We start from the raw sequence: 20,635 nt of genomic DNA on the forward strand, positions 1-20,635 counted from the left end.
TCATCCATGCCCGGCGCACATCCCCGATTCATTCACCTGAGAACCCACACCGAACACTCGCTTCTTGAAGGCGCGGTGCCGGTGAAAAAGCTTGTCGGCCTTTGCGCCGCGCAGAACATGCCCGCCGTCGCCGTGACCGACACGAACAACATGTTCGCCGCGCTGGAGTTCTCTGTCACTGCGATGGGGGCAGGGGTCCAGCCCATTGTCGGCTGCCAGATCAGCATCGCCCACGACCCCGCCCAGCCGGGCGAAAAGCCCCGCCTGCCCGCACCCATCGTCCTTCTGGCGCAGACAGAACAGGGCTACATGAACCTGATGCGGCTGAACACGCGGCTTTACATCGACGGCGCGATGCACGGGTCCGCGAACCTGCCGCAGGTCACGCTGGATGAGCTTGCCCAGAACGCCGACGGCCTGATCTGTCTGACCGGCGGCCCCGATGGTCCCCTTGGTCGCTTCCACGCCACTGGCCAGCACGCCAAGGCCCGCGCGGTCCTGGAACGCCTGGCGCAGATCTACCCGAACCGGCTTTACGTCGAACTGCAACGCCACCCCGGCCCCGGCGGCGCGCTGTCCGAACCCGAGGCGCTGGCCGAACGCGGGGCCATCGATCTTGCCTATGAGCTGAACCTTCCGCTGGTCGCCACCAACGACGTCTACTTCCCCAAGACCGAGATGTATGAGGCGCACGATGCCCTCATCTGCATCGCCGAGGGCGCCTATGTCGACCAGCAGCAGCCCCGCCGCCGCCTGACCCCGCAGCACTATTTCAAATCCGAGTCCGAGATGGCCGCGCTTTTTGCCGACCTCCCCGAAGCCTTGGAGAACACGGTCGAGATCGCGAAACGCTGCGCCTATGCGGTGCAAAAGCGCAAACCCATCCTTCCGCGCTTTGCCGATGACGAGGTGCAGGAACTGCGCCGTCAGGCCAACGAGGGGTTGCAGGCCCGGCTCAAGGTCATCCCCCATTCCGCCCCGCCCGAGGAATACCAGGCCCGCCTGGATTTCGAGCTTGGGATCATCGAAAAGATGGGCTTCCCCGGCTACTTCCTGATCGTGGCCGACTTCATCAAATGGGCCAAGGATCACAACATTCCCGTCGGTCCTGGCCGGGGGTCGGGCGCAGGCAGCCTTGTCGCCTATGCGCTGACGATCACCGACCTTGACCCCCTGCGCTATGCGCTTCTCTTCGAGCGTTTCCTGAACCCCGAACGCGTGTCGATGCCCGACTTCGACATCGACTTCTGCATGGACCGGCGGGAAGAGGTGATCAGTTACGTCCAGAACAAATACGGCCGCGACAAGGTGGCCCAGATCATCACCTTCGGTGCGCTTCTGTCCAAGGCCGCCGTCCGCGACGTGGGCCGGGTGCTGCAACTCTCCTACGGCCAGGTCGACAAGCTGTCGAAGATGATCCCGCTGGAAGGGGTGAAGCCGGTCAGCATCACCAAGGCCCTGGCGGATGAACCTCGCTTGCGCGAGGCGAAGAAGGAAGAGGTTGTCGCCCGCCTTCTGGACTACGCCGAAAAGATCGAAGGCCTTTACCGCAACGCCAGTACCCATGCTGCAGGCGTCGTGATCGGCGACCGCCCGCTGGACCAGCTGGTGCCGCTGTATCAAGACCCGCGGTCGGACATGCCCGCCACCCAGTTCAACATGAAATGGGTCGAAGCCGCCGGTCTGGTGAAGTTCGACTTCCTCGGCCTCAAGACCCTGACCGTGATCCAGAACGCGATGGACCTTCTGGCCCTGCGCGGCATCAGTTTCGACATCAACCTGATCCCCCTGGACGACAAGCCGTCCTACGACCTTTACGCCTCGGCCAAGACCGTTGCCGTGTTCCAGGTCGAAAGCTCGGGCATGATGGACGCGCTGCGGCGGATGAAGCCCACTTGCATCGAGGATATCGTCGCCCTTGTGGCGCTTTACCGCCCCGGCCCGATGGAGAACATCCCGACCTATTGCGAGGTGAAGAACGGCCTCAAGGACCTGGAATCCATCCACCCGACCATCGACCATATCCTGGCCGAAACCCAAGGGATCATCGTCTACCAGGAACAGGTGATGCAGATCGCTCAGGTCATGGCGGGCTACTCCCTTGGCGGCGCCGACCTCCTCCGCCGCGCGATGGGCAAGAAGAACCCCGAGGAAATGGCCCGCGAACGCCCAAAGTTCATCGAAGGTGCGAAGGCCACCCACAACATCCCCGCCGCCAAGGCCGGTGAAGTCTTTGACCTTCTTGAGAAATTCGCCAACTACGGCTTCAACAAATCCCACGCCGCCGCCTATGCCGTGGTCAGCTACCAGACCGCCTACCTCAAGGCGAACTACCCGGCCGAGTTCATGGCCGCCGTGATGAACTGCGACCTCCACCTCACCGACAAGCTTGCAGTCTACAAGCGTGAGGTCGACAAGCTTGGCCTGAAGACCATCGCCCCCTGCGTCAACGCCAGCCTCGCCACCTTCACGGTCCGCGATGGCGCTTTGGTCTACGGCTTGGGCGCCCTGAAGAACGTCGGCGTCGATGCCATGCAGCTGATCGTGAACGCCCGCCGCGCGCCTCGGGACGAGACCCCGACGAAAGCCGCAAGGCTTGAGGAGGGGTACGAGGACCGCCCCTTCGCCACACTCTTCGACTTCGCCCGCCGCGTTGACCTCAAACGCGTCGGCAAGCGCCCCCTCGAAATGCTCGCCCGCGCCGGGTGCTTCGACCAGCTTGACCCCAACCGCGCCCGCGTGTTCGAAGCCCTTGACCCCCTCGTCGCCTACTCCGCCGCGATCCACGAGGCCGCGGGCTCCGCCCAGAACTCCCTTTTCGGCAGCGCCGGGGCCGACATCCCCGAACCCCGCCTGCCGTTCCGCGACGACTGGCTTCCGGTGGAACGCCTGGCCCAGGAACACCAGGCCATCGGCTTCTACCTCTCGGGCCATCCGTTGGACGACTACATGTCCGCGCTGCGCAAGAAGGGGGTCGAGACCCTGACGGAAGTCACAGCCAAGGCCGAACGCGGCCCCTGCATCGCCAAACTCGCAGGCTCCGTGTCGTCCAGACAGGAACGCAAATCCGCCAAAGGCAACCGTTACGCCTTTATCCAGCTTTCTGACCCCACCGGCCTTTACGAGGTTACCTGCTTTTCAGACGTCCTGGAGGCCTCCCGCGACCACCTCGACGCCGGGCAGAACGTCGTCCTCACCGTGAAGGCGGAACTTGAAGGCGAGACCTTGAAGCTCCTCGCCCAAGGCATCACCCCCATCGACGCCGCCACCGCCACGGCCGAGGCCCAGGCCCTTCGCATCCACATCGCCCGCCCCGAGGCTGCAACCTCCCTCGCCTCGCTGCTGGAAAAGGTCCAGGGCCGCACCCGCGCCGCCATCACGGTCTGCATCACCGACCCGGATGGTCGCGAAATCGACATCACGCTCCCCGGCCAATACCCGGTGACCCCCCGGATCAAGGGCGCGATCAAGGCCATGCACGGCGTCCTTGCGGTCGAGGAACTCTAGGCGGTCAGGAAACCTACCCCAACGCCTTGGCCAAGCTGCCCAGAAATTCATGCGCGGCGGTCTCCCAGCCGGGGGTGCGCACGTCAAGGCAGGTCGCCCCGGCGCGCTGTCCGGCGGTCAGTCCCTGGTCGCTGTCCTCCAGCACCAGGCACTGCGCAGGGTCCGCGCCAAGGCGCTGCGCCGCCAGCAGGTAAAGGTCGGGGGCGGGCTTGGGCAAGGGCGCATCTTCCGCGGTGATCACCATGTCGAACAGTGGAAGAAGACCTGTCGCCGCCAGCAGCGGCCGTGCCACCCGCGCTTCGCTGTTGGTCACCACGGCCATCGGCATCCGTCCGGCCAGCTGGCGGGCCAAGGCCGCCACGTCCGGGTTCTCGCGCGCGGACGCCGCCCCTGCGACAGTCAGAGCGATGCTGTCCGCCACCAGCGCCTCGACGTCCAGCGCCAGGCCGAAATCCGCCGCGAAGCGCGCGAACAGCGACCGCCGCTCCAGCCCCGTCAGGCCAAGGTACCAGTCCTTTGGCATCACCGCACCCTGCCGCCCGGCCGCCTGCGAGATCGCCGAGAAATGAAGGTCTGACGTCAGCAGCAGGGTGCCGTCACAGTCGAACAGGATCGCATCAGGTCTTCGGTCTTGAAATCGGGGCATCTTCGGTCGGGTCCTGGATCAAGGGGTGAAGGGTCGCGGCCAGACCGGCTGCGGTCAGCGGCTTGGCCAAAGTGGCAATCCTGCCGGGAAAACGGGGCGATACCGGGTCCACGTCGGGCAGGTGGCCCGAGACGACCAGCGCGCGCGCCTGCGGCCAGCGAGCCAAGGCCGTCTCGGCCAACCGCCAGCCCTCGACCCGCCCCTCCAGCGTCAGGTCGGTGACGATCAGGTCCACAGGACGCTCCAGCCGGGCCAGCGCAGCCGGCGCGGTGCAAGCCAGGTCGAGGACCGCTGCAGACGGGGCAAGCAACCGCTCGGCCAGGGCCCGGTCGCTGTCGCTGTCTTCCACCAGCACCACCCGCCCCAAAGGTCCCAGCGCAATCGACGCGTGGCCGTGCAGGGGCAGGGTCAGCCGGATCGTGGTCCCTGCGCCCGGAGCCGAGGTGATCTGGATGTCACCCCCCGACTGCCGGATGAAGCCATAGACCATTGCCAGCCCCAGACCGGTGCCGGTCCCGTCGGCGCGGGCGGTGAAGAACGGCTCCATCGCATGGGCGAGCACTTCGGGCGTCATGCCGGTTCCGGTATCGGCCACCTCGATCACCGCCTGGTCGCCTTCACGCGTGACGGTGACGTCGATCCGGCCATTGCCCTCGATCGCCTGGCCCGCGTTCAGACACAGGTTCAGGATCGCGCTTTCCAGCTGGCCGGGGTCCACGCGGACGGGCAGGGGACCCGCCGCCGCGGCTATGGTCAGTTCGACCCCGTCGCGCAGGGCAAAGCGGACCAGGTCGGCCATGCCTTCGACCAGCAGGGGCAGGTCCAGCACCTCGGGCTCCAGTTGCTGGCGACGGGCAAAGGACAAAAGCCGCTCGGTCAGCGAGACGCCCAGATCGACCGCCGAGGCTATTGTCTGCCGCAGCGCCGCCTGCCGGTCCGGAGGGGCGTTTTCCATCAGGTGCAAGCTGCCCGAGACCGTGGACAGGATGTTGCCGAAATCATGCGCCACCTCGCCCGAGACCTTGCCCAGGGCCTCGATCCGCTGGATCTGGCGCAGCCGCTCTTCGATCTGCCGCCGCTCGGTCGTGTCGGTGATCAGGATCACGGCCCCGCCACCCGGAAGCCGGCTGTTGCGCCGTTCGACATGCGGCCCGTCGGGCAGCGACAGCCCCAGGATGCCGCCGGGCTGGTCGTCCGCGACCCACCCCGCCGCGAGGATCACGTCGTCCAGCCGAGGCCGCCCGCGCAACTGTTCGGGACCGACCCGCAGGATCTGCGCCAGCCGGTCGTTGCTGGCGACGATCTGGCCCTGGTCGGACAGGATCGCCACGCCGTCGCTGATGCTGGCCATCATGTTCTCGTAAAGCGCTGTCCGCCGCGCCATCTGCCGGTTGGACCGGTCCAGACGCAGCACATTGGCGCGAAAGCTGCGGAAGGCGTGAAAAAGCTTTCCAATTTCGTCGCCCCGGTCCGTGCCGCGCGGCAGGCGGCTTTGCCGGTCGCCTGATGCCAGCCGCATCATCGCCTCGGAGATCGCGCGCAGGTTCGACGTGACATGGCCCGAGACATAAAGCGCCGCAACCAAGGCCAGCGCGGCGCTGGCAAAGCCAACGGCAAGGATGGTCGATTTCGCCAGCGCGATGGCCGTCGTGGTCCGCGACCGTTCTTCCGCGATGGTGGCCTGCGCTTCGGCGGTCTGCGCCGCGGCATGGGCCGTCACGGCTGCCGCACCCTGCCGGATGCGCACCAATGCGGCCTCGGCGCCGATGCGGCGCGCCAGTTCCAGGCGGCGGGCCTCGAACAGACCCTCGACCCCTTCAGCCATGACACTCAGCCGGGCCGCATCCTCGGCCCCGAAGACCACCGGCGCGTCGGCCAGCCGCCGCGACAGACGGGTGTAGTCGCGCTGGAACTCGCCCATCCCGATCAGGTTCTCGGCCCGCCCCGCCCCCAGCAGCGCCGCCGCCATGCGCTGCAGCAAAAGCCAATCCTGCCTTTCGGCCAGACTTGCGGCGGGTTGCGCCGACAGTGCGGCAAAGCGACGTTCGGCGGCGGCGATCTCGGCATTTGTCCGCAGCACCCGGTCGCGCAACCCGGCCCGCAGTGAGGTCTCGCGGACCAGCTCGGCCACCGCCCGGCGCATGTCGGCCAGTTGCGCATGCAGGGGCGAGGCGGCAGGCAGGTCCTGCGCAATCGCGTCGACCAACGCGCTGGCGGCCTGGCCTTCCTGGGCAATGCGGAAGGGGCTGTCCAGCGTCAGGAGGTAGGGCGCAAGGGTGGCGAGGTCCGCTGCATGCCGCGACAGGGTCAGCGCGCGGTCGACGCTTTCCAGAGTCTCGCCGTGCAGGCGGTCCAGTCGCTCGGACCCCCGCGACAGGGCGCTCCAGGCCATCGCGCCCACCGTCAGCACCGCCACCGCCAGAAGCGCCAGCGCGAGAAGCAGACGGGTGCGCACCGTCAGGCGGGTCACGCCGTCGCCCCGGTGACGAAGATATAGCCCAGCCCCCGCCGGGTCTGCAGGTGGACCGGCTTTGACGGCACCGCCTCGACCTTCCGACGCAGGCGCAGAATCAGCACGTCGATGGTCCGGTCCATGTATTGCGACAGGTCATTGCCCAGTTCGGTCAGCAGCTCGGTGCGTGGGATGATCCGGTCGGGGTGGCGCAGGAAATACTCCAGCAGCCGGTATTCCGCGTTGGTCAGCGGAATCTCCGCGCCGTCCGGGCCAAGGAGTTCCCGCCGCGTCTGGTCCAGGCGCAGCTGCCCGAAGGCGCGGATCGTGCTGGCGCTGCGGTCCGCTGGCAGCAGCGCCGGATGCCCCGCCCGCCGCAACACCGCCCGCAGCCGGGCGATCAGCTCGCGCGGGTTGAACGGCTTCATCATGTAGTCATCGGCCCCGGTTTCCAGCCCGATGATCTTGTCCATCTCGTCGCCCCGGCCCGTCAGCATCACCACGGGCAGGCCCAAGGTCTCGCGGATGCGGATCGCCAGCGCCAGACCGTTCTCGCCGCGCAGCCGCAGGTCGATCAGCGCCAGGTCCACCTTTGGCTTCGGCCCCAGCGCCAGGAATGACGCCCCGTCCGGCAGCGAAAGCGGCACAAACCCGTTCTCCATGAGAAGTGCCGCCACGGTCGCCCGCAGGTCTGCATCATCGTCGATGATCGCAACGACGGGGCCACTGTCGGGCAGCGGCACACTTGACATGATAGCCTCGGTCATCGCACCCGGTCCTCCCCCCAGGGTCCTCGTTGGCATCATGGCCGAACCGCCGGATGTCGCAAACGGTTTCGGGTTTCGTGCGTTATCGATCAGCCGCCGCGTTTGAAATACTGTTCATCAAATCGCCCCGCCGCGGTCAGACAGTTAACCGCCCATCGCTCGCGCCGCGAACCGGCCCTGTGCCAGTCTGGGCCCATACCGCTGAGGAGAGCGGTCGAAACGGGAGGACCACATGAAACACTACGCGATCAGCGCCCTTGCGCTGGCGGCCGGCATGGCTGCAAGCGCGGCGTCCGCGCAATCTCTCAGCGTCGTCTGTTCGAACGAGCAGGCCTGGTGCGATCTGATGGCACAGAACTTCGAGGCGGATACCGGCATCGACGTGGCCATGGTGCGCAAATCCACCGGCGAAGTTCTGGCCCAGATCCGCGCCGAGGCGGGCAACCCCAAGATCGACGTCTGGTGGGGCGGCACCGGCGATCCGCACCTTATTGCCGCCAACGAAGGCCTTTCGGTCGCCTCTGGCGCGGACACCTCGGCCCTGCTGGGCTGGGCGCAGAACATGGCCGAGATGTCACAAGGCCGCGCCATCGGCGTTCATGTCGGCCTTCTGGGCATGATGTACAACACCGAGGTTCTGGCCGAGAAGGGCCTGCCGGCCCCGGCCTGCTGGCGCGATCTTGCCAAGCCCGAATACAAGGGCGAAGTGACCGTCTCGAACCCGCAATCCTCGGGCACCGCCTATACCCAGCTTGCGACCCTGGTGCAGCTTTTCGGCGAGGACGAGGCCTTCAAGCTTCTGGCCGAGATGAGTGCCAACGTGAACCAGCACACCAAGTCCGGCTCGGCCCCCAGCAAGATGGCCGCCCGGGGCGAGACGACGATCTCGGTCGGGTTCATGCATGACATGGTCAACCTCAAGAAGCAGGGCTTTCCGGTCACCATCGTCTCGCCCTGCGAAGGCACCGGATATGAGGTGGGCGCGGTCAGCGTGATCAACGGCACGCCCAACATGGAAGCCGCAAAGAAGTGGGTCGAGTACGTCATTTCGGCTGAGGCCCAGTCCAAGGGGCTTGAGGTCGGCGTGTTCAACATTCCGTCGAACCCCGGCGCTGCCACCGACCCCGAAGCCCCGGACATGGCCGCGGTCAAGCTGATCGACTACGACTTCGCCACCTACGGAGCCTCGGAAACGCGCGAGCGGCTTCTGGCCCGTTGGGAAACCGAAGTGAAGTCCAAGGGCGGTTCCTTCGAGGAGTAATCCCTTGCCGACCGGCGGGCGCTGATCAGCGTCCGCCACTTTTCCAGGATGGATGCGATGCAACGGACGGCGGGGCTTTGGCTTCTGGTCGGGCTGGCGGGCTATGCCCTTCTGCCCTGGTACATGGTGACAGGCGGTTTCTGGTCCTTTGCCTGGCTGTCTGCATGGGCATCCGACGCTCGGCCCGCGCTGCCCCAGGCGCTGGCCGACAGGCCCTGGCTTTGGCTGCCGCTGGCCGGTTTTGCCATTGCCGGGGCCACCCTTGGCCTTGCCCGCAATCCGTCGACCCTTGCGCGCGGCCTTGTGCTTGGCGGCGGGGTGGGTCTGCTGGGTTTGGCCGCCCAGGGGCTTGTGATCCTTGGCAACGGCACCCGCTTCGGCCTGTTCGACGGGGCCACCCAACCCGGCATGGGGGCAGGGGCCTTCGTGACCGCTGCCGGCCTTCTGTTCGTCCTGACCACCGGGGTTTCCGGCCTTGGCAGGGGCAGGGGAGACGCCTTCATCACCGGCATGATCGGCGCGATCATCGCCCTGGTCGGCGTCTTCGTCTTCTATCCGATGAGCTTCGTCCTGATCCGCGCTTTCGAGCTGAAGGGCGGCGCGGGCCTTGGGATCAGCGAGTTCCTGCCGCGCTTCCTCGCGCCCGAAATCTGGTCGCCCGCCTGCCTTCTGGGCCAGGGTTACTGCGGTGCCGCGATGAACTCGCTTCTCCTTGGCATCGCCACGGCGACCTCCACGACCGTCCTTGGCCTTGCCTTCGCGCTGATCTTCACCCGCACGGCCTTTCCGGCCAAGAAGTTGCTGCGCGTCCTGACGATCCTGCCGATCATCACCCCGCCCTTCGTCATCGGCCTCGCGCTGATCCTGCTGTTCGGGCGGTCCGGCACAATCACCGAGTTCTTCGCCGACGCCTTCGCCTGGGAGAAAACCCGCTGGCTGTACGGCTTCTGGGGCGTCTGGCTTGCGCAGACCCTGTCCTTCACCCCCATCGCCTTCCTGGTCCTGATCGGAGTCGTCGAAGGTGTCAGCCCAAGCATGGAAGAGGCCTCGCAGACCCTGGATGCCGACCGCTGGCAGACTTTCCGCTATGTCTCGCTGCCACTGATGCGCCCGGGCCTCGCCAATGCTTTCCTCCTCGGCTTCATCGAAAGCCTGGCCGACTTTGGCAACCCGCTGGTCTTGGGCGGCAACTTCAACGTGCTGTCGACCGAGATCTACTTCGCCATCGTCGGCACTGTGGCCGACCCGGCAAAGGCCGCGATCCTGTCGCTGATCCTTCTGTCGCTGACCCTGGGCGCCTTCCTGGCGCAGCGCACCTGGCTGGGAAAGAAGAACTACGCCACCGTCACCGGCAAGGGAGATTCGGGCCGCCATGCCGCGCTGAACCCCGGCCTGCGCATGACCTGCTATGCCCTGGCGCTGCCCTGGGCCGCCTTCACGATGATCCTCTACCTGCTCATCATCTTCGGCAGCTTCGTGAAACTCTGGGGCTACGACCACACCCTCACCCTTGAACACTATACCCGTGCCTTCGGTCTGGCGTTCCGAGATGGCATCCAATTTACCGGCGCGGCCTGGGACAGCTACTTCACCACGCTGACCATCTCGGCCATCGCCGCACCGCTGACCGCCGCCGTGGGCCTTGCCACCGCCTACCTGCTGGTCCGCCAGAAATTCGCGGCCAAGGACGCCTTCGAATTCTCGACCATGCTCAGCTTCGCCATCCCCGGCACCGTGATCGGGGTGGCCTATGTCATGGCCTTCAACTTCCCGCCGATCGAGCTGACGGGGACCGGGCTGATCCTCATCATCGTCTTCATCTTCCGCAACATGCCGGTCGGCGTGCGCGGCGGCATCGCGGCGATGAGCCAGCTGGACAAGTCGCTGGACGAAGCCTCGATCACCCTCGGCGCGAACTCGGCCACCACGATCCGCCGGGTGATCCTGCCACTGATGGGCCCCGCGATCCTGGCCGCGCTGACCTATTCCTTCGTCCGCGCCATCACCTCGGTCTCGGCGGTGATCTTTCTCGTCTCGGCCGAATACAACATGGCCACAAGCTTCATCGTCGGCCGCGTCGAAAACGGCGAGTTCGGCATCGCCATCGCCTATGCCGCAGTGCTGATCGTCACGATGCTGACGGCAATCCTGGCCCTGCAACTTGTCATCGGTCGTCGCCGCCTGCGCCGCGCCGACCGCGTCGAAGCCCACTAAGGGAGAGAACCCATGCAAGGGTCCGTCCAGTTCCAGAACGTCACCAAGCGCTTTGGCACCGTCGTCGCACTGAAGCCCCTGTCGCTTGACATCGCGCCGGGCACCTTGGTCACGCTGCTTGGACCGTCGGGCTGCGGAAAGACCACGACCCTGCGCCTCATCGCCGGGCTGGAAAGCGCCAGCGAAGGCAAGATCCTGATCGGCGGCCAGGATGTGACACATCTCTCGGCAACCTATCGCCGTGTCTCGATGGTGTTCCAGTCCTACGCGCTTTTCCCGCACATGACCGTGCTTGAAAACGTGGGCTACGGTCTGACCGTCAAGGGCACGCCCAAGGCCGAGGTCCGCGATCGGGCCGAAGCGGGCCTTGAACAGGTCGGCCTCAAGGGCTTTGGCGCCCGCCTTCCGTCCGAGCTGTCCGGCGGCCAGCAGCAGCGCGTCGCCGTCGCCCGCGCCATCGTGCTGGAACCCGAGGTCCTGCTTCTGGACGAACCCCTCTCCAACCTGGACGCCAAGCTGCGCCGCCACGTCCGCGAAGAGATCCGCCAGATCCAGCAGCGCCTTGGGCTGACCGCGGTCTACGTCACCCACGACCAGGAAGAGGCGATGGCGGTGTCGGACCGCATCATCGTCATGAAGAACGCCGAGATCGCCCAGGAAGGCGCCCCGCGTGACCTTTACGACTGCCCTGCCAGCGCCTTCATCGCCGACTTCATCGGTGACGCGAACCTGTTGCCCGTCGAGATCACCCGCGCTGGCGAGACCACCGACCTCCGCCTCCTCGACCGCACGTTGACCTTGCCCCTTGCCTGGCCCGCCCCCGGACCAGCGCAGCTTGTCCTGCGCCCGCACCACCTGCGCCTGACCCGCGAGCCCGGGCCCACGACCTTGCCCGCCGAAGTCTCTTACGCCGCCTGGCTTGGCAATTCCGTCCAGTACACCCTGTCCACCCCCGCCGGGCCGCTGTTCGCGATCACCCCGCCCGACGCCGCCCCTTTCGCCAAGGGCGACAGCCTTCACGTCGGTTTCGACTTGCCCACGGCCCGCCTTGTCCCCGCCTGACGCCCGCCATTAGGACTTTTTATGTGTGCATGTCCGTTCCCCCCGCCATCCTTGCACCAGGCCGACAGAATTCGGCGCTCGCAGGGAGGCTCCACATGCAGGACATCGCTACGGTCATCGACGCGCTGAATGCGCAAAGCGCTACCCACACCCGGCAATTGGCCGCCCTTCACCGCGCTGAAGCCACCCGCTCTGCCGCCTTCGAAACCGAGATGGCACGGCTTCAGGCCGACCGCGCCGAAGCAAATGCCCTACGTGAACAGATGAACGGCATCATGGCCGACATGCTGAGCGTCCTGAAGAAATCGGGCGAGCAGATCCGTCAAAGCAGCTAGACGAGAACGGCGATGGGCATCGACAGGATCTTCAAGAAGGGCATCAAGGCCGTCACCAACTTCGGCAAAGACGTGATCAAAACCATTGCTCCCGCGCCGCTCAGGATCGGCATGGCTGTCGCCGACAAGCTCTCTGGCAACAAGGGGGGCGGTGACCCCGAGGCAACTCGCCAAGCCGACGAGGACCGGAAGTTCACCGAAGAGATGGACGCCCAGACCTCGCAGATAAAAGCCGACACTGCGCAGATCGAGGCTGAGAACCAGAAGATTTTCGGCATGCTTGGCAGCATGAGATCCGAAAGCGATGCCATGTTCCAGACTGCGATGGGCGGTGCCCCTGGCTCGGACCCGCTTGCCGGTCTCCCCCAGGATTTCGAAGGCAAGGAGCTTTTCGATCGCTACTCCAACCCCCAGGCCTTCGGCTCGCCGCAGTCCTCCGTGTCGGCCTCTGGCCTTCCCCCCGACATCGCCCAGACCCTCCGGCAGTATGGTCTTGACCTCGACAAGCTGCGGATGACCTGAGGCGTGTGCGGCCGGCCGCGCTCCCCCGGCCGGCCGCACTTCAATCCTTCCACCTTGCACCCCCCGATCCACGATCTGCCAGCCGGGTCCGCCCTGGACCCGGTTCGGCGTCATGGTCCCTGACCAGTGGCGGTCAGACAGTCTTGCGCAAAAAGGTGGTCGCGACCACGAAATCCGGCTTGGCCGTCATTACGGATGGCAGCGACGTTGCAGCTTCCGTCATGATCTGAATTTCAGCTTCCATATAATTTCCTTATACGGGTTCAAACGTCGTTTTCCCGGTATTATCATGCTCAAGTCCGGCAATCTGCCGGTCTCTTGGGGACTACGCCCGTGAATCTGGGGCGGCCATCACCCTTATCACCAGTAGGACATCCCGTTGCTGCGGCAGCTTCGCCAGGGCCTGCAGGACTTTCTGCATCGGATCACTCTGCCGGACTGGTGGGGGTGGTTTGCTCGGCAGCCTCGGTCGAGGCTTTCAGCGCCTCCAGCGCCTCCAGCGCCTCCAGCGCCGCGGGGGTGCCGCCTTCGTTGCCCCTGAGCAGCGTGATGTCGGTGCGGTCCGTCGTCTCGAGGGCTTTTGTCGCCTGATCGATCAGCTCGACATATCCCGCTGGCCCGGCGACAATCAGGGTGCGACTGCGTTCATCATCACGGTGGGTGAACTTGCGCTGGTAGATGCCCCGTCCGCCGAAATTCCGTGGACGGTCAGCCCCTCTGTCACCGCTTCGCCTTCCCGAAGGCGACGGCCGTCCGCCAGAACGACGTAGGGATGCGGCCCCGGCCAGACTGCGACGATCTCGCGCGCCAGTTCGTCGGCAGGGCTGACGATCGGGTCTTCGAACGTGACCTCGGTGATTCCCGAGATATCGGCCCGGATGACCTCAATCATCCTGGCGCGCCGTTCCGGATCTTCCGTCAGACCGGACAGCACCAGCTTGCCCCGGTCCAGCGCCACAAGCTTTGCCTGGCCATCCGATGCCGCAAGGATCGTCTGGACGGCAGACCGCAGCCGGTCTTCGGCGACAATGGTGGTCTCGCCCGGGAACGGCAGCTCCCGCAGCGCCTCGGCCAGAACGGCACGCTCTGCCACTGTCCGCACATGGATCACCCGGTGCGCACCCTCGGGATCTTCGACGAAATCGGCGTCATCAAGGCCAAGAGCCGCCAGATGGGCGTCCAGCGACGGCGCCACGCCCTGCAGCTGGGGGGCCTGCGCTGTCGGCTTGACCGTCGGCTTTGGCGCGCTGGCCTGGACCGAGACCAGGTCCAGAACCCCCGCAGCCACCATCCCCGTGGCGACCAGAGTGCCCAGACCGATCATGCTGTTGCGCAGCGACCTGCCGGAAATCGCCATCGTACGCTGTGCCAGCCGCGCAAGACCCGACGGCTCGGCCGGGGCGATCCGGACCTTTGGCCCTGCAGCGCTTACCGACACTCCCGCAAGCGCGACCGACGCGCCCAGGAACAACGGATAGCTCTCACCTTCCACCATCGGCGTCCGGTTGCCGTTCTGGTCGATCAAGGCTGCCGGGCTTTCCCCCGCCAGCCCGACAAGAACGCCCTGCTCGCCCACCTCGAAGGTTCGGCAAAGGTGACAGGGTCCCTTCAGCGGGCTGAAGGGCGTGTCGCAGGTCATCGGTGGGTAGCGTTGGCCGCCAGTCTTCCAAGTCTTGGGCCGGACCTGAACGGTCCAGACCCCCGGCTCTTGATCCGTTCACCTCCGCAGGTGGATCTGGTCTTTGCAGTCCGGTCGATGATGAAGCCAAGCGTGAACCCGTCAAGTGAAGCGCGGGTGCCCCCCTGGGCCGGTCGGCAAGGTTCTGCTCAATCCGCGGTGGAAGCCGGGCCGTGACGGTCGCTGACGGAACCGCCGCGCGCTGCGTCCGCAGGCCTGCGTCGTCAGGTCGTTCAAAGCGCGCGACCCGCCATTGATCCATCGCTTTCTCCAGGCATCTGCGTTCCATGCCAAAGACGTTAACCCTGTCCTTGCAGGTCACCTATTTTGTTTAATTGATGCAGGGATAACGTGCCCGAATGTACAAGGCGGTTTCGGCCAAAGGTGCGAAATACATGTTGCAAAACATAGTGTTGGATCGAATAACATTTGTGCTTTCCGGGTCGGGTGTGGCTTGCGCAAAGGCAAGGAACCGCCGATGTCGTGACCTTGCGGCTGCACGTGATATCCTGCCTGGGGCCTCCCTGGCCCTTGCTGCCATCCGGTTCTTTGCAGACCCTGGAAGGCCCGCGGCACGTCGTCCAGCCGTGGCCCCCTGATCAACCGCCCTTGGCTCCCAGCCAGCGTGACGGCAACACTTGCAGGCGAGTCGCATGGGAGCGCATTTCACGGGCAGTTCAGGACGGACCACAGCCGTGGCCGTGATCCCGTCGCTGACAGGCCGGGAAGAAAGCCTCAGCGGTCGGGCAAGGATTTGGTCATGCCCTGGAGGACCGAGCTTACCAGTGCGGTGGGCGGACGTTCGCTTCCGGAGAGGCAGCGCCAAAGGCCTCTTCCTCTGCCGCCCGCTCCATCAGAAGTCGAACCCGCCGTTCAAGCCCCGCGATCTCAGCTGCCTGGCGGGCCACCACGTCGGACAGGTCCTCTACCGCGCGGATCAGGTGGGCCACCTTCTCTTCCAGATCAGTCCGGTCCATCCTGCCCTTGCCCCTCTTCCCGATGCCTTGCCGCCTCTGCCCCCATCCGTTACACGGACGGCGATCAAAAGCGAAGGTCCTGCTCATGGCCGACAAGTCCCCCCGCCGCCCCCGTGCCGCGACGCCGAAGGGATTCCGCGACTACTTCGGGGCCGAGGTCACCGAACGGAAAGCCATGCTTGATCGCATCGCCGCGGTCTACCACCGGTACGGGTTCGACCCGCTGGAGACCTCGGCCGTCGAAACGGTCGAGGCCCTTGGCAAGTTCCTCCCCGACGTCGACCGCCCCAACGAGGGCGTCTTCGCCTGGCAGGATGAGGATGCCGACTGGCTGGCCCTTCGGTACGACCTCACCGCGCCCCTCGCCCGCGTCGCCGCCCAGTACCGCAATGACCTGCCGTCGCCCTACCGCCGCTACGCGATGGGTGCCGTCTGGCGGAACGAGAAACCGGGTCCGGGCCGCTTCCGCCAGTTCTACCAATGCGACGCCGACACGGTGGGCTCCGCCTCGGTGGCAGCCGACGCCGAAATCTGCGCGATGCTGGCCGACGCCCTGGAAGAAGTCGGCATCCCCCGCGGCGACTACGTCGTGAAGGTGAACAACCGGAAGGTCCTGAACGGCGTGATGGAAGTCGCGGGTCTGGCCGGAGAAGACAAGGACGCCGAACGCGGCATCGTGTTGCGCGCCATCGACAAGATCGACCGTCTGGGTGCTGACGGCGTGCGGGCTCTCCTCGGCGAGGGCCGCAAGGACGAAAGCGGCGATTTCACCAAGGGTGCGGGGCTTTCCTCGGAACAGGCCGAGGTTGTGATGGGCTTCACCACAGCCAGGCGCGACACGGGGGCCGCGACGGTGGCCCGGCTGCGGGAACTGGTGGGCGGCTCGGTGATCGGGGCAGAGGGTGTTGACGAGTTGGAAGCCATCGCCTCGCTGCTGGAAGCGCAGGGCTATGGGCCAGACCGGATCGTTCTGGACCCCGGTGTTGTCCGTGGCCTGGGTTACTATACCGGGCCGGTCTATGAGGCCGAGTTGACCTTTGAAATCCTCGACGAAAAGGGCCGCAAGCGGCAGTTCGGCTCGGTTGCCGGGGGTGGGCGATATGATGGGCTGGTCAAGCGCTTCACCGGGCAGGACGTGCCGGCGACGGGGGTTTCCATCGGGGTGGACCGCCTCCTCGCCGCGCTGCGGGCCAAGGGGCGTGTTGCTGGCTTGTCGGAAGGGCCGGTCGTGGTCACGGTGATGGACCGGGAACGGATGGCCGACTACATGGGCATGGTTGGAGAGCTGCGTCAGGCGGGTATCCGGGCTGAGGTCTATCTGGGCAACCCGAAGAACTTCGGCAACCAGTTGAAATACGCCGACAAGCGGGCCTCGCCCGTCGCGGTCATCCAGGGTGGCAACGAAGCCGAAGCGGGAACGGTCATCCTCAAGGACCTGATCCTGGGCGCGAAGATCGCCGAAAGCGCGACGCTGGAGGAATGGAAGGACCGCCCGGCTCAGGTCGAGGTGCCGCGGGCCGATCTGGTGGCCGCCGTCCGAAAGATGCTTGGCCAATGACCCCCAAGGCCGCGATCCGGGCGGAGGGCGAACGGCTGCTTGCCGCGTTCGTCGCGGCGGGCGCGGTGCCGGTCGAGGCCGACGTGTTGCAACCGGCCGGGACGCTCTTGGACCTGTATGGCGAGGATATCCGCGCGCGGGCCTATGTGACCGACGACCCCGTCAAGGGCGAGATGATGCTGCGGCCGGACTTCACCGTCCCGGTCGTGCAGGCGCACATGGCGCATGGGGCGGAACCCGCGCGCTACGCCTATCTGGGCGAGGTGTTCCGCAAGCAGGCGCGCGGGTCCGGTCGGGCAAGCGAATATCTGCAGGTGGGCTATGAGGTCTTTGACCGGGCCTCACCCGAGGCGGCGGATGCCGAGGTGTTTGCGCTGTTCCGGGACCTGCTGGCGGGGCTGGACCTGCGGCCGGTGACGGGGGACATCGGCATCCTGATGGCTGCCGTCCGGGGGTTGGAGACGACCGAACGGCGCAAGGCGGCCCTCTTGCGGCATGTCTGGCGGCCGGTGCGGTTCAAGGCGCTGCTGGACCGCTTTGCCGGGCGGGCTCCGGTCCCGGCGGGCCGGGTTGCGCTTTTGCAGCGGCTGAAGGCAGGCAGTCCCGCGCAGCTGATCGAGGAAGCGGGGTCCTTCGTCGGCCTGCGCGGCCCGGATGAGATCGCCGCCCGGGCCGAGGCTCTGGTGGCCGACGCCGAAACGCCGCCGATCAAGGCGACCGAGGCGGCGCTGCTCTATGACCTTCTCAGCCTGGAGGCTCCGGCGGCCCATGCGCTGAACCATCTGCGGGGCATCACCCCGATGCTTCCCGCGATCGGGCCGGCGGTGGACCGTTTTGCGGCCCGGCTTGACGCGCTGGCCGCGCGGGGGGTGGATGTCGCGACGCTGGCGTTCGAGGCAAGCCACGGGCGCACGGCGCTGGAGTACTATGACGGGTTCGTCTTCAGCTTCCTGGGCGATGGGATGCCTCCGGTGGCCAGTGGTGGCCGCTATGATGCCCTGACGGCGGTGCTGGGGGCAGGCGCCTTCATTCCGGCGGTGGGTGGCGTGATCCGACCGGGTCTCGTCGCGCGGCTGAAGGGGGCGATATGATCCGGGTGGGGGTGCCGTCCAAGGGGCGGCTGATGCAGGACTGTTTCGACTGGTTCGGCACGCGCGGCGTCGTCATGCGGCGGTCGGGGTCGGACCGGGAATACTCGGGCGTCGTCGAGGGCGTCGAGGGCGTGGTCCCGGTGCTGTTGTCCGCGGGGGAAATCCCGCGCGAGCTGGCGGCGGGGCGTATCCATCTGGGGGTTACCGGGTCCGATCTGGTGCGCGAGCAACTGGGCGAGGACGAGGTGGCCGAGGTCGCAAAGCTGGGCTTCGGCCATGCCGATCTGGTCATAGCGGTTCCGAACGTCTGGATCGACGTCGAGACGGTGGATGACCTTGACGCAGCCGCTGCGGGGTTTCGCCGCGCGCACGGGCACCGGCTGCGGATCGCCACGAAGTATCACCGTCTGGTGCGGGATTTCCTGCAGGCGCAAGGGGTTGCGGATTATCAGCTGGTCGACAGCCAGGGCGCGACCGAGGGCACGGTGCTGAACGGAACGGCCGAGGCGATTGCCGACATCACCAGTTCAGGCGAGACGCTAAGGGCCAACCACCTGCGCATCCTGTCGGACGGGTTGATCCATTCCAGCCAGGCGGTCCTGTGGGCCAGCCGGGTGGCCGAGTGGACGGCAGAGGACCGTGCCGCCTATGCCGGGCTGGCGGCGAAGCTGGGCGTTCCGGCGCGGCCCTTCTGACCCGCTCGTCGATGACTTCGTCACTCCTCGCTGCAGCCTGCGACGAGGAGACGAAGTCGAACGAGGAGCTTCACTTTCGCGCCAGCATGACCCCGACCCCGGCCAGCGCCATGCCGGCCCAGGCCAACGGCGGCATCGCCTCACCCAGCAGGGGCCAGGCGAACAGCGCCGAAAGCGGCGGGACCAGGTAGAAAAGGGCCGAGACCCGGGCGACCTCTCCCGCACGGATCATCGCCAGCAGAAGCGTGATCGAGATCAGCGAGTTGCCGACCACCAGGTAGCCGAGAACCGCGAACAGCTCAGGCGTCCAGTCAGCCTGCATCCCCTCGGTCCCTATCGCAAGCGGCAGGGTGAAGGCCGCGCCCACGGCATACTGGATCAGGTTCGCTGGGACCGGGTGCGTGGTGATCCCGAAGCGCTTTTCGTACAGTGTGGCCGCTGTCATGCCGATCAGGCCCCCCACGGCGGCCAGAAGGCCCAGGGCTGGTTCGTGCGCGATGCCAGAGCGGGCAAGGATCACGGTGATCGCTCCACCCAAGCCAAGGGCCAGACCGATCCACCGCAGGCGGCTGACGGTTTCGCCGACCATCCAGGGGGCGATCAGGCTGACCAGGATCGGCTGCAGGCAGACGATGATCGCCACCCCGCCCGCCGAGACCCCGGATTTGAAGGCGATGTAGCAGAGGCCGAAGTAGGCGACCTGGATCAGGAAGCCGACGACCGCGATGTCCAGGGCGGCGCGGCCTTTCGGGAAGGCCGGTTTCAGGATCGGGATCAAGGGCAGCAGGACCACGACGGCGATGGTGTAGCGGAGCGCCAGCAGGGTGAAGGGCCCGGCATGCATGAGGCCGATCTTGGCGATGGCGAAACCTGCCGACCACAGGAGCAGGAAGACGAACGGCGCGGCGAGGAGAAGTGGGCGGGACATGGTGCCAGTCATGATCGCTGCAGGTGGGAATGAAAAGGCCGGTTGACGTTGCGTAGGGCCGCCTAGTTACTGCGGGGACCCCAACCCGGAGAGATTGCATGTTTACCCGTTCTTCGCTGACCCTGATCCTTGCCCTGACCGCCGGCGCGGCCCAGGCCGAGGCGCTTGCGACCACCGACCAGATCAACGCGGCGATTGCCGGTAACACCGTGCAAGGCAGCATGACCGCCAGCGGCGCCTATACCGAGTTCTATGCGGCGGACGGCGCGATCAAGGGCGACGGATACACCGGCACATGGACCGTCGAGGGCGACGCGATGTGCTTTGACTATGGCGAGGGCAAGGATTGCTGGGGTGTCCGGATCGACGGCGAGGCTGTGACCTGGGTTCAGGACGGCACCGACGGGGGCACCGGCACCATCATCGCCGGAAACCCCAACAGCTTCTAGTGCAAGCCCAACTCGGCCAGCGCCTGCGCCAGCGCGGGCGGCAAGGGGTCGTCCTTGCCTCGGCCCTTGGGCAGATCGCGGGGTGAGTCCTTCGGGTCCAGATAGCGCCAGCCTTGGAACGGGCGACGGGGCGCGGCCTCGGTGCGGATGACCTCAAGGTCCAGCACCAGCGCACAGCGCGGGATGCCGTCGCCAAGGTTGACCTCCTGCAGGTCCAGAATGCGCTGGCGGGCCAGGATCACGCCCTTGATGACCCAGTAAAGCGAGCCCTCCAGCACCTCGGCCTCGCGCTTGGGCCACATGCGGGTAACATGGATGGCGCGGCCCTCGGGCCAGTGTGGGCGCTGGCTGCGTTGCCAGTCCAGCAGGTCCTCGACGGAATCGGCGCCAACGCAGAGTTTCAGGATGTTGATCATGGCTCCGATCATAGGGCCTGCGGCGGGGGCTTCAAGTTGACCCAAGCGGGGCGGGGGCGTATCTTGGGCCCTTCGTT

The 20,635-nt window shown here is 66.3% G+C and carries 17 protein-coding genes; 10 read left to right on the plus strand and 7 right to left on the minus strand.

What is annotated here, in order from left to right; all coding sequences use genetic code 11:
- Positions 1-6: 6 nt before the first annotated feature.
- Positions 7-3,507: a DNA polymerase III subunit alpha gene (gene dnaE, locus U1E69_RS21100; protein ID WP_322246388.1), complete on the plus strand. Its 3,501-nt coding sequence runs from the start codon at positions 7-9 to the stop codon at positions 3,505-3,507.
- Between the two features lie 13 nt (positions 3,508-3,520).
- Here the strand turns inward: dnaE and U1E69_RS21105 are convergent, their stop codons facing one another.
- From U1E69_RS21105 to U1E69_RS21115, 3 genes are read right to left on the minus strand one after another with little or no spacing between them, the layout of a single operon-like run.
- Positions 3,521-4,153: an HAD family phosphatase gene (locus tag U1E69_RS21105; protein ID WP_322246391.1), complete on the minus strand. Its 633-nt coding sequence runs from the start codon at positions 4,151-4,153 to the stop codon at positions 3,521-3,523.
- Positions 4,125-6,623 (minus strand): ATP-binding protein, encoded by a 2,499-nt coding sequence (locus tag U1E69_RS21110; protein WP_322246392.1) that lies wholly within the window; start codon positions 6,621-6,623, stop codon positions 4,125-4,127. Before U1E69_RS21110 ends, U1E69_RS21105 begins: the two co-directional genes overlap by 29 nt.
- Complete coding sequence (locus U1E69_RS21115) at positions 6,620-7,372, minus strand: response regulator transcription factor (RefSeq protein ID WP_322246393.1); 753 nt, start codon at positions 7,370-7,372, stop codon at positions 6,620-6,622. The genes U1E69_RS21110 and U1E69_RS21115 overlap by 4 nt, the downstream gene beginning before the upstream one ends.
- 232 nt (positions 7,373-7,604) lie before the next feature.
- On the opposite strand from U1E69_RS21115, the gene U1E69_RS21120 reads away from it, so the two are divergent.
- The 5 genes from U1E69_RS21120 (at position 7,605) to U1E69_RS21140 (ending at position 12,766) form a co-directional block, all read left to right on the plus strand.
- Positions 7,605-8,633, plus strand: coding sequence for an ABC transporter substrate-binding protein (locus tag U1E69_RS21120; protein ID WP_322246395.1), 1,029 nt, complete (start codon positions 7,605-7,607; stop codon positions 8,631-8,633).
- Positions 8,634-8,690: 57 nt separating this feature from the next.
- Positions 8,691-10,847 (plus strand): iron ABC transporter permease, encoded by a 2,157-nt coding sequence (locus U1E69_RS21125; protein ID WP_322246397.1) that lies wholly within the window; start codon positions 8,691-8,693, stop codon positions 10,845-10,847.
- A gap of 12 nt (positions 10,848-10,859) precedes the next feature.
- Positions 10,860-11,909 (plus strand): ABC transporter ATP-binding protein, encoded by a 1,050-nt coding sequence (locus U1E69_RS21130; RefSeq protein ID WP_322246399.1) that lies wholly within the window; start codon positions 10,860-10,862, stop codon positions 11,907-11,909.
- A gap of 95 nt (positions 11,910-12,004) precedes the next feature.
- Positions 12,005-12,244, plus strand: coding sequence for a hypothetical protein (locus U1E69_RS21135; RefSeq protein ID WP_322246401.1), 240 nt, complete (start codon positions 12,005-12,007; stop codon positions 12,242-12,244).
- A 12-nt stretch (positions 12,245-12,256) separates the two neighbouring features.
- Positions 12,257-12,766 carry a hypothetical protein gene (locus U1E69_RS21140; protein ID WP_322246402.1) on the plus strand — a complete coding sequence of 170 codons (510 nt, stop codon included), beginning with the start codon at positions 12,257-12,259 and terminating at the stop codon, positions 12,764-12,766.
- A gap of 628 nt (positions 12,767-13,394) precedes the next feature.
- Here the strand turns inward: U1E69_RS21140 and U1E69_RS21145 are convergent.
- On the minus strand, positions 13,395-14,405 hold the full coding sequence (locus U1E69_RS21145) for a hypothetical protein (RefSeq protein WP_322246403.1): 1,011 nt from the start codon (positions 14,403-14,405) through the stop codon (positions 13,395-13,397).
- A gap of 818 nt (positions 14,406-15,223) precedes the next feature.
- Positions 15,224-15,421 (minus strand): SlyX family protein, encoded by a 198-nt coding sequence (locus U1E69_RS21150; protein ID WP_322246405.1) that lies wholly within the window; start codon positions 15,419-15,421, stop codon positions 15,224-15,226.
- Between the two features lie 85 nt (positions 15,422-15,506).
- On the opposite strand from U1E69_RS21150, the gene hisS reads away from it, so the two are divergent.
- From hisS to hisG, 3 genes are read left to right on the plus strand one after another with little or no spacing between them, the layout of a single operon-like run.
- Positions 15,507-16,979 carry a histidine--tRNA ligase gene (gene hisS, locus U1E69_RS21155; protein WP_322246407.1) on the plus strand — a complete coding sequence of 491 codons (1,473 nt, stop codon included), beginning with the start codon at positions 15,507-15,509 and terminating at the stop codon, positions 16,977-16,979.
- Positions 16,976-18,070, plus strand: a complete 1,095-nt coding sequence (locus U1E69_RS21160; protein WP_322246408.1) for an ATP phosphoribosyltransferase regulatory subunit — start codon at positions 16,976-16,978, stop codon at positions 18,068-18,070. Before hisS ends, U1E69_RS21160 begins: the two co-directional genes overlap by 4 nt.
- The gene (hisG, locus tag U1E69_RS21165) at positions 18,067-18,765 is read left to right on the plus strand and encodes an ATP phosphoribosyltransferase (protein ID WP_322246409.1); all 699 of its coding nucleotides are present in this window, start codon (positions 18,067-18,069) and stop codon (positions 18,763-18,765) included. The genes U1E69_RS21160 and hisG overlap by 4 nt, the downstream gene beginning before the upstream one ends.
- 70 nt (positions 18,766-18,835) lie before the next feature.
- Here the strand turns inward: hisG and U1E69_RS21170 are convergent, their stop codons facing one another.
- A complete protein-coding gene (locus U1E69_RS21170; RefSeq protein WP_322246410.1) occupies positions 18,836-19,693 on the minus strand; it encodes a DMT family transporter in 858 nt (285 codons plus the stop codon).
- Between the two features lie 98 nt (positions 19,694-19,791).
- On the opposite strand from U1E69_RS21170, the gene U1E69_RS21175 reads away from it, so the two are divergent.
- Positions 19,792-20,142, plus strand: a complete 351-nt coding sequence (locus U1E69_RS21175; protein WP_322246411.1) for a hypothetical protein — start codon at positions 19,792-19,794, stop codon at positions 20,140-20,142.
- Here U1E69_RS21175 and U1E69_RS21180 read toward each other — a convergent pair.
- Complete coding sequence (locus U1E69_RS21180) at positions 20,139-20,558, minus strand: DUF1489 family protein (protein WP_416200313.1); 420 nt, start codon at positions 20,556-20,558, stop codon at positions 20,139-20,141. The genes U1E69_RS21175 and U1E69_RS21180 overlap by 4 nt on opposite strands.
- Positions 20,559-20,635: the final 77 nt, after the last annotated feature.

The sequence above is a fragment of the Tabrizicola sp. genome (assembly GCF_034366665.1).
Classification (GTDB): Bacteria; Pseudomonadota; Alphaproteobacteria; order Rhodobacterales; family Rhodobacteraceae; genus Tabrizicola.

Excerpts from the sequence above, each read along its gene's own strand:
- dnaE (WP_322246388.1), top strand. The coding sequence starts at position 7 with ATGCCCGGCGCACATCCCCGATTCATTCACCTGAGAACCCACACCGAA.
- U1E69_RS21115 (WP_322246393.1), bottom strand. The coding sequence starts at position 7,372 with ATGACCGAGGCTATCATGTCAAGTGTGCCGCTGCCCGACAGTGGCCCC.
- U1E69_RS21170 (WP_322246410.1), bottom strand. The coding sequence starts at position 19,693 with ATGTCCCGCCCACTTCTCCTCGCCGCGCCGTTCGTCTTCCTGCTCCTG.
- U1E69_RS21140 (WP_322246402.1), top strand. The coding sequence starts at position 12,257 with ATGGGCATCGACAGGATCTTCAAGAAGGGCATCAAGGCCGTCACCAAC.
- U1E69_RS21180 (WP_416200313.1), bottom strand. The coding sequence starts at position 20,558 with ATGATCAACATCCTGAAACTCTGCGTTGGCGCCGATTCCGTCGAGGAC.
- hisG (WP_322246409.1), top strand. The coding sequence starts at position 18,067 with ATGATCCGGGTGGGGGTGCCGTCCAAGGGGCGGCTGATGCAGGACTGT.
- U1E69_RS21125 (WP_322246397.1), top strand. The coding sequence starts at position 8,691 with ATGCAACGGACGGCGGGGCTTTGGCTTCTGGTCGGGCTGGCGGGCTAT.
- U1E69_RS21150 (WP_322246405.1), bottom strand. The coding sequence starts at position 15,421 with ATGGACCGGACTGATCTGGAAGAGAAGGTGGCCCACCTGATCCGCGCG.
- U1E69_RS21145 (WP_322246403.1), bottom strand. The coding sequence starts at position 14,405 with ATGACCTGCGACACGCCCTTCAGCCCGCTGAAGGGACCCTGTCACCTT.
- U1E69_RS21175 (WP_322246411.1), top strand. The coding sequence starts at position 19,792 with ATGTTTACCCGTTCTTCGCTGACCCTGATCCTTGCCCTGACCGCCGGC.
- hisS (WP_322246407.1), top strand. The coding sequence starts at position 15,507 with ATGGCCGACAAGTCCCCCCGCCGCCCCCGTGCCGCGACGCCGAAGGGA.
- U1E69_RS21135 (WP_322246401.1), top strand. The coding sequence starts at position 12,005 with ATGCAGGACATCGCTACGGTCATCGACGCGCTGAATGCGCAAAGCGCT.
- U1E69_RS21120 (WP_322246395.1), top strand. The coding sequence starts at position 7,605 with ATGAAACACTACGCGATCAGCGCCCTTGCGCTGGCGGCCGGCATGGCT.
- U1E69_RS21160 (WP_322246408.1), top strand. The coding sequence starts at position 16,976 with ATGACCCCCAAGGCCGCGATCCGGGCGGAGGGCGAACGGCTGCTTGCC.
- U1E69_RS21105 (WP_322246391.1), bottom strand. The coding sequence starts at position 4,153 with ATGCCCCGATTTCAAGACCGAAGACCTGATGCGATCCTGTTCGACTGT.
- U1E69_RS21130 (WP_322246399.1), top strand. The coding sequence starts at position 10,860 with ATGCAAGGGTCCGTCCAGTTCCAGAACGTCACCAAGCGCTTTGGCACC.